The 15,176-nt window shown below is 62.0% G+C and carries 12 protein-coding genes; 8 read left to right on the top strand and 4 right to left on the bottom strand.

Annotated elements, in window-relative coordinates; genetic code table 11:
• The first annotated feature begins 142 nt into the window (after window positions 1-142).
• Window positions 143-3,724 (top strand): DNA polymerase III subunit alpha, encoded by a 3,582-nt coding sequence (dnaE, locus tag GH665_RS15525; RefSeq protein WP_153136584.1) that lies wholly within the window; start codon window positions 143-145, stop codon window positions 3,722-3,724.
• A gap of 18 nt (window positions 3,725-3,742) precedes the next feature.
• Here the strand turns inward: dnaE and GH665_RS15520 are convergent, their stop codons facing one another.
• Window positions 3,743-4,504 carry a glycosyltransferase family 2 protein gene (locus GH665_RS15520; RefSeq protein ID WP_153136583.1) on the bottom strand — a complete coding sequence of 254 codons (762 nt, stop codon included), beginning with the start codon at window positions 4,502-4,504 and terminating at the stop codon, window positions 3,743-3,745.
• Window positions 4,505-4,693: 189 nt separating this feature from the next.
• Between GH665_RS15520 and msbA the strand changes: the two genes are divergently transcribed.
• Window positions 4,694-6,487, top strand: a complete 1,794-nt coding sequence (msbA, locus tag GH665_RS15515; protein WP_153136582.1) for a lipid A export permease/ATP-binding protein MsbA — start codon at window positions 4,694-4,696, stop codon at window positions 6,485-6,487.
• Window positions 6,488-6,551: 64 nt separating this feature from the next.
• Here the strand turns inward: msbA and GH665_RS15510 are convergent, their stop codons facing one another.
• Together GH665_RS15510 and GH665_RS38750 are read right to left on the bottom strand one after the other, a co-directional pair.
• On the bottom strand, window positions 6,552-7,715 hold the full coding sequence (locus GH665_RS15510; protein ID WP_246216223.1) for a glycosyltransferase family 9 protein: 1,164 nt from the start codon (window positions 7,713-7,715) through the stop codon (window positions 6,552-6,554).
• 146 nt (window positions 7,716-7,861) lie between these two features.
• Window positions 7,862-8,053: a hypothetical protein gene (locus tag GH665_RS38750; RefSeq protein WP_167530884.1), complete on the bottom strand. Its 192-nt coding sequence runs from the start codon at window positions 8,051-8,053 to the stop codon at window positions 7,862-7,864.
• On the opposite strand from GH665_RS38750, the gene GH665_RS15505 reads away from it, so the two are divergent.
• The 3 genes from GH665_RS15505 to GH665_RS15495 are packed head-to-tail and all read left to right on the top strand — an operon-like array spanning window position 8,052 to window position 11,196.
• The gene (locus GH665_RS15505) at window positions 8,052-9,356 is read left to right on the top strand and encodes an O-antigen ligase family protein (protein WP_246216222.1); all 1,305 of its coding nucleotides are present in this window, start codon (window positions 8,052-8,054) and stop codon (window positions 9,354-9,356) included. The two genes, GH665_RS38750 and GH665_RS15505, sit on opposite strands and share 2 nt — an antisense overlap.
• A gap of 19 nt (window positions 9,357-9,375) precedes the next feature.
• The gene (locus GH665_RS15500) at window positions 9,376-10,311 is read left to right on the top strand and encodes a glycosyltransferase family 2 protein (protein ID WP_153136580.1); all 936 of its coding nucleotides are present in this window, start codon (window positions 9,376-9,378) and stop codon (window positions 10,309-10,311) included.
• 39 nt (window positions 10,312-10,350) lie between these two features.
• Window positions 10,351-11,196 carry a glycosyltransferase family 2 protein gene (locus GH665_RS15495; protein WP_153136579.1) on the top strand — a complete coding sequence of 282 codons (846 nt, stop codon included), beginning with the start codon at window positions 10,351-10,353 and terminating at the stop codon, window positions 11,194-11,196.
• 20 nt (window positions 11,197-11,216) lie between these two features.
• Here GH665_RS15495 and GH665_RS15490 read toward each other — a convergent pair whose 3' ends face one another.
• Window positions 11,217-11,537 carry a hypothetical protein gene (locus GH665_RS15490; RefSeq protein WP_153136578.1) on the bottom strand — a complete coding sequence of 107 codons (321 nt, stop codon included), beginning with the start codon at window positions 11,535-11,537 and terminating at the stop codon, window positions 11,217-11,219.
• Window positions 11,538-11,712: 175 nt separating this feature from the next.
• Between GH665_RS15490 and GH665_RS15485 the strand changes: the two genes are divergently transcribed.
• The 3 genes from GH665_RS15485 (at window position 11,713) to GH665_RS15475 (ending at window position 14,743) form a co-directional block, all read left to right on the top strand.
• Complete coding sequence (locus tag GH665_RS15485) at window positions 11,713-12,636, top strand: recombination-associated protein RdgC (protein ID WP_030102935.1); 924 nt, start codon at window positions 11,713-11,715, stop codon at window positions 12,634-12,636.
• Window positions 12,637-12,877: 241 nt separating this feature from the next.
• Complete coding sequence (locus GH665_RS15480) at window positions 12,878-13,153, top strand: hypothetical protein (RefSeq protein WP_153136577.1); 276 nt, start codon at window positions 12,878-12,880, stop codon at window positions 13,151-13,153.
• A gap of 168 nt (window positions 13,154-13,321) precedes the next feature.
• Window positions 13,322-14,743, top strand: coding sequence for an HdeD family acid-resistance protein (locus tag GH665_RS15475; RefSeq protein ID WP_153136576.1), 1,422 nt, complete (start codon window positions 13,322-13,324; stop codon window positions 14,741-14,743).
• The last annotated feature ends 433 nt before the right edge of the window (window positions 14,744-15,176 follow it).

Raw genomic sequence — 15,176 nt, 5'->3', positions numbered from 1 at the left:
GCAGCGCAAACCGCTCGCAAACTTGTGCGGCGCTTACCCCATGCCCGCACAACGCCGGTGTACGGCATGCTCGCGTTTCTGTCCTAAGCCGAACGGCTAACGCGTGGTTTTGGCCTGAAAACTCCCGAAGTGTGGAGTTACAATGTCGCCCATGTCAGATCCCCGCTTCGTTCATCTCCGCGTCCACTCCGAATTCTCGATTGCCGACGGCATCGTGCGTCTTGACGACATCGTCAAGGCTGCCGCCAAAGACGGTCAGGGTGCGCTCGCCCTTACCGACCTCGGCAACGCGTTCGGCCTCGTCCGTTTTTACAAGGAAGCCCGTGGCAAAGGGGTCAAACCCATTGCCGGCTGCGACGTCTGGATCACCAATCCGGACGACCGCGACAAGCCTTCGCGTTTGCTGCTGCTGGTCAAGAATCGGCGCGGCTATCTGAATCTGTGCGAACTGCTCAGCAAGGCATCGCTCACCAACCAGTATCGCGGCCGTGCGGAAGTCGAGGCCGGCTGGCTCGAATCCGGTCTGGGTGAAGGTCTGCTGGCGCTGTCGGGTGCTCAACAGGGCGACATTGGCCTCGCGCTCGCGGCCGGCAACGAAGAAGCGGCCAAACGCAACGCGTTGCATTGGGCGAAGGTGTTTCCGGGCGGCTTCTATATCGAACTGCAGCGGTGTGGTCAGCCCGGCGGCGAGCAATACGTGCAGCAGGCGGTGGCGCTCGCGGCGTCGCTGAAATTGCCGGTGGTGGCCACCCACCCCATGCAGTTCATGACGCCGGACGATTTCACCGCGCACGAAGCGCGCGTGTGTATTTCCGAAGGCGACATTCTGGCGAATCCGCGCCGCTCGAAGCGCTTTACGTCCGAACAGTATTTCCATACGCAGGAAGAGATGGCGAAGCTGTTCGCGGATATTCCGTCGGCGCTCGCCAATAGTGTGGAAATCGCCAAGCGCTGCAACCTGACGCTCGAACTCGGCAAGCCGAAGCTGCCGCTCTTCCCGACGCCCGACGGCATGTCGCTTGACGACTACCTCGTGCAGTTGTCAAAAGAGGGCCTCGAAAAGCGTCTCGAACAGTTGTACCCGGATACGGCCGAGCGCGAAGCGCAGCGCGAAACGTATTACCAGCGCCTCGAATTCGAGTGCGGCACGATCATCAAGATGGGTTTTCCGGGCTACTTCCTGATCGTTGCGGACTTTATCAACTGGGCCAAGAACAACGGCGTGCCGGTCGGACCGGGCCGGGGTTCGGGCGCAGGTTCGCTGGTTGCGTACGCGCTCGGCGTGACCGACCTCGATCCGCTGCGCTACAACCTGCTGTTCGAACGTTTCCTGAATCCGGAACGGGTTTCGATGCCCGACTTCGACATCGACTTCTGTCAGCACGGCCGCGACCGTGTGATTCAGTACGTGAAAGACAAATACGGCGCGGACGCCGTATCGCAGATCGCCACTTTCGGCACGATGGCGGCGAAGGCCGCGGTGCGGGATATCGGCCGCGTGCTCGATCTCGGTTATATGTTCACGGACGGCATCGCCAAGCTGATTCCGTTCAAGCCGGGCAAACACGTCACCATCGCGGATGCGATGAAGGAAGAGCCGCTGCTGCAGGAGCGCTTCGACAACGAAGACGAAGTGCATCAGTTGCTCGAACTCGCGCAGCGCGTGGAAGGCCTTACGCGTAACGTCGGTATGCACGCCGGCGGCGTGCTGATTGCGCCCGGCAAGCTGACCGATTTCTGTCCGCTCTATACGCAGGGCGACGAAAGCGGCGTCGTGAGCCAGTACGACAAGGACGACGTCGAAGCCGTCGGCCTCGTGAAGTTCGATTTTTTGGGCCTCACCACGCTGACCATTCTCGATTGGGCCGAGCGCTATATCCGCCGTCTCGATCCTTCGAAGAAAGACTGGTCGCTCGCGCAGGTGCCGCTCGACGACGCGGCGTCGTTCTCGATCCTGAAGAAAGCGAACACGGTCGCTGTGTTCCAGCTGGAAAGCCGCGGCATGCAGGGCATGCTGAAAGACGCGCAACCTGACCGCTTCGAGGACATCATCGCGCTGGTCGCGTTGTACCGTCCGGGCCCGATGGACCTGATCCCGAGCTTCTGTGCGCGTAAGCACGGCCGCGAAGTGGTGGAGTATCCGGATCCGCGCGTCGAATCTGTTCTGAAAGAGACCTACGGCATCATGGTCTACCAGGAGCAGGTGATGCAGATGGCGCAGATCATCGGCGGTTACTCGCTCGGCGGCGCCGACTTGCTGCGCCGCGCGATGGGTAAGAAGAAGGCCGAGGAAATGGCCGAGCATCGCGAACTGTTCCGCCAGGGCGCCGCGAAGAACGGCTTGGCCGGCGAGAAAGCCGACGAAATCTTCGACTTGATGGAGAAGTTCGCGGGCTACGGCTTCAACAAGTCGCACGCGGCGGCGTATGCGCTGCTGGCGTACTACACGGCCTGGCTGAAGGCGCACCATCCGGCCGAATTCATGGCGGCGAATATGTCGCTCGCCATGGACGACACGGACAAGGTCAAAATCCTGTTCGAAGATTGCCTAACGAACAAGATGGCTGTGCTGCCGCCGGACGTCAACCTGTCGGCGTATCGTTTCGAGCCGGTCGCGGAAGCGGACGGCAAGCGCTCGAAAACGATCCGCTACGGTCTCGGCGCGATCAAGGGCAGCGGCCAGAACGCGATCGAGGAAATCCTGCGCGCACGCGAAGAAGGTCCGTTTATCGACATCTTCGACTTCTGCAACCGGGTCGACCGCCGGATCGTCAATCGCCGGACGGTAGAAGCCTTGATCCGCGCCGGTGCGTTCGACACGCTGCACGCCAACCGTGCGCAGCTGATCGCGTCGGTCTCGCTGGCCATGGAGGCGGCCGAACAGGCAAGCGCCAACGCCATGCAGGCGGGCCTGTTCGACATGGGCGATGCGCCGTCGCAAGGGCATGAACTGATCGACGAGCCGGAATGGCCGGAAAAGAAGAAGCTGCAGGAAGAGAAGGCCGCGCTCGGCTTCTACCTGTCGGGCCACCTGTTCGATGCGTACAAGGACGAAGTGCGCCGTTTCGTGCGTCAGAAGATCGGCGAACTGAAGGAAGGGCGCGACAAGCTGGTTGCCGGTGTGATTGCGTCGCTGCGCACGCAAATGACCCAGCGCGGCAAGATGTTGATCGCGTTGCTCGACGACGGCACGGGCCAATGCGAAGTGACCGTCTTCAATGAGACTTTCGAGGCGAACAAGCCGTTCTTCAAGGAAGACGAGCTGCTGGTGGTGCAAGGCTCGGCGCGTAACGACGCGTTCACGGGCGGCATCCGCTTCACGGTCGATACGGTGATGGACCTCGGCCGCGCCCGTTGCCGTTATGCGGAAGCCGTGAAGGTGCAGATGAACGGCAATGCAGACGCGTCGGCATTACGGCGCGTGCTCGAAGCGCATAGCGCGGGTAAGGACGAGCCGCAAGCTGCGCCGGCACCGGCGGCCTCATCGCGTGGCGGCAACGGTGGCGGAGGCGGTGGCGGGCGCAACGGCGGAGGCTATGGCGGCGGTGGCCAACGCCAGGCCGTGCAGATCCCGAATGGGCTTGCGGTGCAAGTGGTTTATCGCAGCGAGAATGCGCAAGGTGAAATGCGTCTGGGCGACGCATGGCGCGTGAAACCAACCGACGAACTGCTCGCGGCCTTGCGTGGCGAGTTTGCAGGCAGCTCGATCGAGATTGTTTATTGATGGCGGCGGGTCTGCCCACTAGCGCTGCGTCTTTTCCCCGAGCCGCGCCAGTTTCAGAAACCGGTAGTACACCGTTTCCGCATTGAATACCGCGATCATGAAACCCGCGCGGCCGTCGAGAAATCCACGCCGCAGCAGATAGGTCCGCACGAAGGCCCAGGCGCCGCGCCTGAGCGCCTTGCCGAAACTGCCGCGCTTGCCTGCTGCATGACGTTGCTGCGCACCTGCTGTCGAATACGCGTCGAGCTTGCGCAACACGCCTTCGAAGTCCTCGTAGGAGTAGTGCATCAGTTTGCCGGTCAGGCGCTGCGAGGGCGTGTCGAATACCAGGCGCTCATGCACAAGGTCGTCTGAGAAACGCGCGGCGCCACGTTTGAACAGGCGCGGAATCCAGTCTGGATACCAGCCGCTGTGGTGAATCCAGTGGCCGCAGAAGCTCGACAACCTGTCCACCGCGTAGACGTCGGCGGTAGGGGCGGCCAGCGCCGCGCGAATCGCCGCCGCCAGTTCCGGCGAGACGATCTCGTCGGCGTCGAGCGAGAGAATCCAGCTGGTGGTGAGCGCATCCACGGCACGGTTTTTCTGCGGGCCGAAGCCCGGCCAGTCGGTGTGCTCGAGTACGTGCGCGCCGTGTGCCCGGGCGATTTCAGCGGTACCGTCGGTGCTGCCGCCGTCGATCACGACGATCTGATCGGCGAAGGCCACGGCCTGCAGGCATTCGGCCAGTCGCGCCGCCGCGTTTTTGGTGATGATGGCGACGCCGAGGGTGGTTTCTTGCATACCTGAATTGCGTGGAAAGTGCCGGGTGGCGGAATGAGTCGCGCAAAGTATACAGCCCGGCCACCTAACCCGGCCGATCCGCAACCGCCGGCTATGATCTTCAACCGTTTACAATGCTGTTTTTGATATTTCGCGTGCCAGGCATTCTGCCCGTTGCGCGGATGCTTTCCCGCATTCTCAGAGGATTCCTTGAGCGCGAAGCCAACGTTAAGCAAACCCATCGGTTCAGGAGAGGCCTCGTCGCCTGCCGTCGTCTTCCGACGCTTGTGGCCTTATATCAAACCGCTAATGTGGGTGGTGGTCGGCGCGATCATCGCGATGGCCGTGAGCGCCAGTACTGACGCGGCGATTCCCGCATTGCTCAAGCCATTGCTGGACAAGGGCTTCGGCGCGCATGCCAGCGACAACGCCAAATGGTTCGTGCCGGCGGCGGTGATCGGCCTCGCGCTGGTGCGCGGTGTGTCGCAGTATGCGTCCGGTTATCTGCTCGCTTATGTGTCGAACAAGATCCTGCTCGAACTTCGCCTGAAGATGTTCGACCGCATGATCCATACGGGCGTGGCGTTCTTCCAGCGCGAAACCGCGAGCACGGTGATCAACGCGATCGTGTTCGAGGTGAACCAGATTCTCAACGTGCTGTTGAGCGTGATGGTCACACTGGTGCGTGACTCACTGACGGTCGTCTTCCTGCTCGGCTATCTGTTCTACCTGAACTGGCGGCTGACGCTGATCGTCGCGGTGCTGCTGCCGGGGATCGGCTGGCTGGTCGGCAAGATCAACCGTCGTTTGCGGCGTCTGAACCGAGAGCATCAACTGCTGACCAACGAGCTGTCGTACATCGTCGAAGAAACCGTGGGCGGCTACAAGGTCGTCAAGGTGCACAACGGCGAGCAGTACGAGATGGACCGCTTCACGGCAATGAGCAAGCGTCTGCGCGGTTACGCGATGCGCATGACCGTCTCAGGCGGTCTGGCACAACCGTTGACCCAGTTTCTTGCGTCGATCGCGCTCGCCGTGGTGATTACGATCGCGGTGGTGCAATCGTCGTCGGACCAGACCACGGTCGGCGGCTTTGTGGCGTTTGTCACGTCGATGCTGCTGATCATTTCGCCGCTGAAGCACCTGATGGACGTGAACCAGCCGCTGCAACGCGGCATGACGGCGTGCGAACTGATCTTCGGCCTGATTGACGAGCCGTCGGAACCGGCGGGCGGCGGCAAGCCGCTCGAGCGCGCCCGCGGCGAAGTGGAGTTCCGCGACGTCTCGTTCAGCTACGGCAGCAATGCCACGCATAACCGCCACACGCTCACGGAGGTGTCCTTCAAGGTGGCGCCGGGCGAAATGGTCGCCCTGGCGGGCCCGTCGGGCAGCGGCAAGACCACGCTGGTGAATTTGCTGCCGCGCTTCTTCGATCCCACCGGCGGCGAGATTCTGGTCGACGGCGTCGCACTGCCGGATTACGGTCTGCACGCACTGCGCAGCCAGATCGCGATGGTGAGCCAGGACGTCGTGCTGTTCAACGACACGGTGGCCAACAACGTCGCCTATGGGCAGACGGCGGATCCGGACAAGGTCAAGGCGGCGCTGCGCGCGGCGAACCTGTGGGATACCGTCGAGGCGATGCCCAAAGGTATCGACACCCTGGTCGGCGACAACGGCATGATGCTCTCGGGCGGTCAACGCCAGCGTCTGGCGATCGCGCGCGCGATTTATAAGGACGCGCCGATCCTGATTCTCGACGAGGCCACCTCGGCGCTCGATTCCGAGTCCGAACGCCACGTGCAGGCGGCGCTGGAAACCTTGATGAAGGGCCGCACCACGCTGGTGATCGCGCATCGTTTGTCGACCATCGAACGCGCCGACCGGATTCTGGTAATGGAAGCCGGACGTATTGTCGAGCGCGGCAGCCATCGGGAACTGCTGACCCAAGGTGGCCTGTACGCGCATCTGCATCGCATCCAGTTCCAGCAGGACGCCGCCTGAGTCGTGACAGGAATACGGCGGTCGCAGACCATCCGTCTGCGACGCCGTTCACCGCCTTCACCTGCTAAGCGGTGAAAGTCCGCGTGGCTGCCTTGGCCAACTGCGTTTCGATGGCGTTCATGATGTCGGTTGCTGCGATTTCGTCCACGTCGCCGCTGCTCTGAATGCCGATCGAGTGGCATTGTTCGGTCAGACGCAGATAGGGCGGTTCACGGTCGGAAAACAGGGAGACACTCGGCGTGGGCGTGGAGTGCGCGACATGCATCAAGCCCCCGTCCGCACCCACAAAGAGACTTGCCTTCGCGACCATTTCGCGCGACTGCAGCAACGTCAGCTTGCCGACGCATGAAGTGATCTTCAGCGTGCGGAATGCCCGGTTTAACAATTCATCCGCCATCGCGAGCCCATTGTCCGAGCCGAGCACAACCACCTGCTTCGGCAGATTCGGGTCGTTCGCGCGATCAATGAGTTCGAGCACCGCGCCCCAATGCCGGTAAGTGCGGTTTGCATCGAGCCCGCCGACCGCGAGTGCCAGAAACCGCTCGTGCGGCAGGAACGGGTGAACCGACTCCTGAGTCTGCGGCTTCGTCGCCAGATACGGCTTGCTTTTCGAAACGACGTCGGCGTCGCTGTAGCCCAGCGCGAAGACGTGGTTGATTGCGGCATGGCTGAAGCTGGTCTGATTGCGGTCCGGACCGTAGAAATACTGGAACAGGCACGTATAAGGCAACGTTTTGAAATGCTTCGTCTTCAGCCTGATCGACGGCAGGTTGTACTCCGACATCAGAATCGCATCGTAGTGACGGTTGGAAAGATCCTGTAAGTCGGAAAAAACGTTCCTGAAGACGTCGTCCTCCTCGAACAGCTTGTGCAGGTTCGGCAAGGTGAAAAGGTCGATTTCGACGTCCGTACCTTTCAGTAGCGCCCGCCCGGACATGTCCATCGTCGCGTCGCCGAAATTGCGCTTGCCGGTGTAAATCCACAGCCAGCGCTTGACCCCGGTCGCGCTTTTGAGCTGCAGGCGTGTCTGCCCGTGCCATTTGAGCAGCAGATACTTGTGTAAATACTTTTTGACGATACTTGCCCGCGAAGTCTTGCGCAGAAACACGTCGGGCTTGTGCGCGACGCCCGCATAGGGAATGCGGGTGGAGCGGCTGACGGCCTTGTCCACGGCTCGTTTCACGGCGGCGGGTGCGTTGCGATAGAGCGCGCGCATTAGTCGTTTCATTGCTCAGGTGCTGGGGGAAATTCGGGGGTCTCTCTGCTGGCGGGAGTGTTGCGGCGCATCAAGGGCGGCCAGTCGCCACGGCGGAGCGCGTGGCCCGTATGGTAGCAGCACCCGCTTACATGCCTTACACGCTCTAGCGTACTTTCCTACGCGAGCGTCAGTGCTTCGAGGCAGCCGGGATCGTCCACGGCAGGCGCGCCCGGCGCCATTGCATTAATCGGATAAGGGCGGGAACCCGGTACAATAGCGCAGCCTCCATATCCGGCCATGCGCGTCAGCTGCCGCGGCGGCCGGTTAAATTCATCAGACATGTCGACGCCCGCAAAAAAATCTTTCATGAGCGTCCACCCACGAAGCTTGCTACCAGCGTTATTTCTGCTCACGTATCCGTCGGCCACCCTGCTGATACACGGTGCCGGCAGTGCGTTGTCGATCGCGGCCGTGGTTATTTCGCTTGCCTTGCTGGCCTCGCCGAAAGCCTGGGCGGGCCTGCTGCCGCTTCAGTGGGACCGCACCGATTTTGCGCTGTGTGCCGCCATGGTGAGCCCGGTGCTTGTCGTGCTGCTCGGCGGCGTATGGCACGGCGCGATCGTGCCCAACGAGTTCGATTCGCCGTCCCGCTTCTTTGCCACCGTGCCGTTATTTCTCGTGTTGCGGCGTGCTTTGCCGCGCACCCTTGCATGGGCCGATCTGTCGTTTGCGCTTGCCGGACTCGCGTCGCTTGGCATTCTGCTGATTGCGCCACGCGACTGGGGGCTCGGCCGGCTTAGCAGCAAGTTCCTGAATCCGATTCACTTCGGCGATATCGCGCTGGTGATGGGGGTGCTGTCCGTCCTTTCGCTGAACTGGTGGCGCAAGGACCGGCTGGTTGTACGCATCATCAAGGTGGCGGGTCTTTTTGCGGGATTGTCCGCGTCGCTGATCACCGGCTCGCGCGGCGGCTGGGTGGCAATCCCGGTAGTCGCCGCGATGGCGCTCTACTTGCGCAGCCGCGGTAAGTCACGTAAGTGGAAGGTGCTGCTGCCGCTTGCGATCGTCGCGATTCTTGCCGGCGTCTACGTGTTTTCGCCGACGGCGCGTGACCGCGTCGGCGATCTTTCGTCGGACGTGGTGCAATACACGCATGGCAACAAGGACACGTCGCTGGGCATCCGTCTGCAACTTTACGAGGCGGCGGTGCGCATCGTAGCGAGCCACCCGCTGCTCGGGCTCGGCGGCGACGGTTTTCGCAACAGTATGCAGTCGTTTGCCAATTCGGGGCTGCTCACACCTGCCGCGGCGCAATTGGGCAGAGGCGAAGCCCATAACCAGATGCTGGCTTACATGACCGATTACGGCATCATCGGCGGGCTTGCCGGGCTGGCCATCTACGTCGTGCCAGGGGTGCTTTTCTGGCGCCGGCTTGCCGCGCGCACCGAGCCGGCTCGGCGGGCCGCGCTGATGGGGCTGACGTTTATCGTGGCGTTCTGGATTTTCGGTCTGACGGTCGAAACGTTCGATTTGAAGATGACCGTATCTTTCTATGCCACCATCATCGCGATCCTGGCGGCGGCCTCCGCGTATGCGGACAGAAATGGCGTCGTCCGCTCCGGCGGGCAGGCGGACCGTGCTGTCGTGCGTGCGCCGCGCACTCCCACTTAATGAGAATCGTCACCACCTCATGTTCAGTATCCTGATTCCGAGCTGGAACAACCTGCCGTACCTGAAGCTGTGCATCGACAGTATCCGCCGTCATTCGGCGTTCGATCACGAGATCATCGTGCATGTGAACGACGGCAGCGACGGCACGCTCGAATGGGTCCGCTCGGAAGGGATCCGGCACACGTGGAGCACGGGCAACGTCGGCGTCTGCCTCGCATTGAACGACGTGGCGCGGCTCGCCACGCGCGACTGGATCCTGTTCCTGAACGACGATATGTTTTGCACGCCGGGCTGGGATCGCGCCTTCGATGCGAGCTTGCGCGAGCTAGGCCATTCGTGCGCGTATCTGTCCTCGACGCTGATCGAGCCGACCGATACCGGCAATGTGAATGTGACCGCGGCCAACTACGGCACCGGTCCTGAGAATTTCGACGAAGCGGGCCTGCTCGCATACAGCGCCGGAATGAAGTCGGCCGATCGCGACGGCATCGCTTTGCAGCCGATGCTGATCAGCCGCCAGTTGTGGCATGCGGTGGGTGGCTACAGCATCGAGTTCGGCCCGGGCATGAGCAGCGACGACGACTTTTTGATGAAGCTGTGGCTCGTCGGCTGCCGGGTGTTCCGCTCGGTCGGTGCAAGCCGCATCTATCACTTCGGCTGCAAATCGACCGGCCGGATCCGCCGCAACCGCGGCGGCCGTGAGTTCCTGATGAAGTGGGGCATTTCGCAGCGCGACTTCAACCGCGACTACATTCGGCAGACGGCTTCCGCCGAGGCGGGTTCTCTGCCCAATGTTCCGCGCGCACCGTTCAAAAGCCGCGTGAAGCGAGTGTTGTATGCGCTTGGCCGTTATCCATTCGAGGATCTCGAAGGCTGGGAACCCGACCTTCCCGCGAAGCTGACGTTCATGAAGCCATTCGGCAAGCCGGCGGGCGACAAGGTCGACGGCCACTGATCCGCGCGCGCGGACAACCACCACGGAAAAACGCATTCGATGTTCTCAATCATCATCCCGACCTGGAACAACCTGCCTTATCTGCGGCTCGTGATCGAAAGCCTGCGGCGCCATTCCACGCATACGCATCAGATCATCGTGCACGTGAACGACGGCTCCGACGGCACGCTGGCATGGGTGCGCGAAGAAGGCATCGAACACACGGCTTCGCCCGGCAACATCGGCATCTGCCACGCGGTCAATATCGCGGCGGCGCGCGCCACCCAGGACTACATCGTCTACATGAACGACGATATGTACTGCTGCCCCGGTTGGGACGACGCGCTCGTCAGGCGTCTCGCGCAGATGCCGGCCGACAATCTGTTCATGTTGTCCGGCACGATGGTCGAGCCGGTCGACTCCGGCAATCCGTGCGTCGTCGTGCAGAACTTTGGCCGCGACGTGGAAAATTTCCGTGCCGACGAGCTGGTGGCCGCCACGCCGAAACTCGTGCGCGCCGACTGGCGCGGCGCCACGTGGCCGCCCACGCTCGTGCATCGCGACTGGTGGTACAAGCTCGGCGGCTATAGCAGCGAATTGAGCCCTGGCATGAGCAGCGACAACGACTTTTCAATGAAGCTGTGGGACGCCGGTTGCCGGGTGTTCCTCGGCGTCGGCGACAGTCTGGTGTATCACTTTCAGCAGAAGAGCACCGGCAAGGTCGTCAAGAACGACGGTCGCCGACAGTTCCTGAACAAATGGGGCATGACGCAAGCCACCTTCGATCGTTATTTTCTGCGCCGCGGCACCGCGGTGGAAGGCGCTCAGGCGGTCGGCGAACCCGAGCAGACCGGCCGCTTGCGGCGGGCGCTGCTCAAGTCGCGCATCAAACGTGCGTTCAGCTAACGCCGGCGCGCGTTAGTGCGTTACACGCCGCCCGTTACCAGTGGCAGCACCGTCAAATCCGGGTGCGTGCCGTCGACGATGCTGCGCCCCACATGTATGCCTTCGTAGAGCGCCTCTTCCATGCCGGCGAAGCTTTCTTCGCCGTCCGCATGAAACGGCACCGCATGCCCCGGGATGGCCGGATTGGCGCCAGGATGGCACACATGGCCGACATACGTGTAACGGTTATCAGGCACGGCTGACGGCTTCGCCTCATCGGGCGGATTTTTCAGAAACGGCGCCACGTGAATTTCGAAACCCTCGTACTCCACCATCCGCCAGGGTGCGGTTTCATCGGCCATGGCCGCCTCCGTCCAAGTCGCGTGCCTCCTGAAAAGTCTAGGTGATTTGAACCCAAAGCGAAAATTACGCTTGTGGGGACGGCGCCCCGGCACAGAGCGGCAGGTACGCGCCCGAGCGCGCCATCCTTGCCGCGTCGGATAGAATGACGCGCTTTGCCCGAACAAGACCCCGCCCATGTGGTTCAAAAACCTTCAGTTGCACCGTCTTCCCGCTCCGTGGTCCGTTACCCCTGAACAAATCGAGAAATGGCTTGCGCCGCACGCGTTCGCGCCCGGCAACAGCGTCGAGATGCAAAGCCATGGCTGGGCGTCGCCACGCGACAACGACTCGCTGGTGTATGCGCTCAATGGCCAGATGCTGCTGGTGTTTCGCGCCGAAAAGAAATTGTTGCCGGCCTCTGTCGTCACCCAGGTGACCAAGGCGCGTGCGCTCGAACTCGAAGAACAGCAAGGCTTCAAACCCGGCCGCAAGCAGATGCGCGAACTCAAGGAGCAGGTGACCGACGAACTGCTGCCGCGCGCCTTCAGCATTCGCCGCGACACGCGCGTGTGGATCGATACCCGCAACGGCTGGCTCGTGATCGATGCGGGCTCGCAAGCCGTCGCCGACGAAGTGCGCGGCCTGCTGGTGAAGTCGATCGATCAACTGCCGCTCGGTACCGTGCGTGTCACGCAATCGCCGGTTGCGGCGATGACCGGATGGCTTCTCTCAGGCGAAGGTCCCGCAGGCTTCACGCTCGACCAGGACACCGAGTTGCGCTCGCCGGCGGAAGGCAATGCAACGGTGCGCTACGTTGGACATACCCTGGACGCCGAAGACATGCGCCGCCATATCGAGGCCGGCAAACAATGCATGCGTCTCGCGATGACGTGGAACGACCGCGTGTCGTTCGTGCTGACGCCTTCGTTGACGATCAAGCGCATCGCGCCGCTCGACGTTCTCAAGGAAGCGAGCGACCCCACCGCGCAGAACGACGACGAACGCTTCGATTCCGACGTGACACTGATGACCGCCGAACTCGACCGTATGCTATGCGATCTGCTCGACGCATTGGGCGGCGAGCAGGGCGAGGCGATGCCGCAAGCCGCGGCGGCCTGAGTAGCGTTGCGCTGAGTCACGCAGCGCGCCGGCGTGTCGAGAATCTCCCACGCCGGCGCTTATTCGTCACTTATTAAGCCAGATTAGCCATATCTGAATCTGGCTTAATAAAATTTACCCATCATGTCCCTGCCGTCACACTGCTTGTGCTGACGGTGCGAGCCGTCAGGAATCTTCCGATTCATCGACGCGCGCCAGTTTTCCAATCATGCGGGCCGCGTCATCCCGACCAGGACTCGACATGAAAATCGCTTGCTTAATCATCGCTCTCGGCCTCGCTTGTGCGGCTTCCTCCACGGTCATGGCTGCCGCTGCGACGTATCCGCCCGCACCGCTGCCTGCTTACGCGCAAGACGAATTGCAGAAGCTCATCGATGCCGCAACGGGACCGTTGCCCGCAGCAGCCACTTCATCGGCCGCGCCGCGTGCTGACGAACCGCACGCGGCCAGGAGCGTGGGCAAACGCGGCGTACGTCCGGCGAAGGCGCATCGGCATGAGCGTCACAAATACGTTTGAGAATTCCGTTGCGATCATATGATGCCGATGCGCGATGCATAGGTGGGGCGGCGCTGGATGTCAGCTTCGCCGCGCGTGGATCATCGCTATAGGGGGCCGGTTACGCCGCTACCATGAATATGGTTAAGATTACGACCAGAAAGGCGCATCGATCACGGAGGGTTTGCGATGGTTCGGCTGGTTATGATCCTGCTGGGTGTCGATTATTTGCGTACGCGTTGGCGTTCATTGCAGTTGATCGGCTGGATGAGCCTCGCGCTTGGCGTGGTGGTGTTCATCGACGCACTCGATAGCGCGCTCTATTTCCCGATCACACCGTTCGCCGTATTGCTGCTGCTCGAAGGACTCGCCACGCTGGCCGTCGCCTGGACCGGCATGGGCGGCCAACGCACGCTGCGCTACGTGAAGGGCTTCGCATTCTGCTTCGCGGCGGCGCTGATTCTCGTCGGCCATCACCACGGCAACTTCATTCTGTCGATGATCTTCGGCACGCTCTTTCTGGCCGACGGTCTGCTGCAGATCGTCTCCGCAAAGGTCGTTCGATATCGTACCTGGCGCCTCGCGATGATCGGCGGCGCGATTGAAATCGCGCTGGCGATTTTCTTCTATCAGCCATATCCGACGCACTATGTAGGCACCGTGCCGTACTGCCTCGGTCTCGGCCTGATATTCGGCGGCTGGAACATGATTTTGCTGAGCACGCGGGTGCGGCGTCTCGCGTCGAATCTCGCGGTCGCTTCGGATGACGCAACGGCTGATGCCGCTAATTCCGCGGCGAGTGCGATCGCGCCCGGTCGGCTGGGTGTCGTCGAATGGGACGGCCCACCCGCCGCCGATGAAGAGGCGCTCACTGTGCATGTGTGGACGCCAGTGGGATCGTCCAGGAGCGAGGCACGGCGGCAATTGATTGTCGACCGCTATATTGCCGCGGTGGATCGCAACGGTGTGATATCTACCGGGCATGCCGCGCTCGAATCGCCTGAGGGTATCTATATCAGCCTGTATCCCGGCGTCGAGATCGATCGCTCACCCGACGATTTCGCGCGGCTTCTGCGCGCGACCAGCGAGAACGACGTGCCCGGTTTATTTCAGCCTGACTATCCGACTGAATCGAAAGCATGGTGTCCGTCGACGGTTCAGGTGCGCATACGCAATTACGATCCGGCGCGGCTGCGCCGTTTCTGGGACACCTATCGTCAGGACACGACCTACAACCTGACGCATCGCAATTGTTCGAGTACCGTATCGCACGCGCTGGAAGCGGCGATCGAAGGCGCGTCGGCGCGCGTGTGGGGCGATCTCGGCGGTTGGCGGCCGTTCTTGCGCGTGATTACGACGCCGGAATTGTGGGTGGCCGCGCAACTGCGCAAACGCGCCGCGACGATGGCGTGGACGCCGGGTCTGACGCTCGATTATGCGCGTGCGCTCAGCATGCTCGCCGATCCACGTCCGTCTGGCTGGGTGAAGATGGCGCGTCTTGCTGTGCGCAGAATGGTGCGGTCGAGGCAGGAATGGCGCGACGAGGAGCGTAGTGCGCCGGCTGCGCCGGAAAGCGGGCGCGAGGATGCCGCGGGCGCGGTGCGGGATTGATGCGTGTGACGCCGGCGTGCGGCGCGGGGGACTCGACGGCGAGATGGGCTCTCAACTGCGATTGAGGCGAAACTCCGCTACAACCGGCGCACGACACGGCTATGCGCCTCGTCTGCCCAACTTCGGCGTAGCGGCAAAAATAGCCGGCGTATCAAGAGCTTGCCGATCTTGCCGGATAGTTATGCACAGATTTATGAACTAAAACTGGGGATAACTTTGAGGTTGCCGTTCGGATGGCACTCGGGTGAGGTTTAGCCCGTTTCTCGCGGCTCTAATTTCTTGAATCGTAGTTTGTACGGCGATCAATTTCTCAGCGCTTTCCTGCGCTAGCTATGTCCCTTATGGGCGCGCGCTCCGCGTGCTGTCTCTGCGCTTCCGGTCGCCCGGGTTTAGTGTCGGCGACTCATCACTTCACTGTGAACGGCGGATTTTC

This window comes from Paraburkholderia agricolaris, from assembly GCF_009455635.1.
Lineage (GTDB): Bacteria > Pseudomonadota > Gammaproteobacteria > Burkholderiales > Burkholderiaceae > Paraburkholderia > Paraburkholderia agricolaris.
This window is presented reverse-complemented; position numbering and strand designations above follow the sequence as displayed.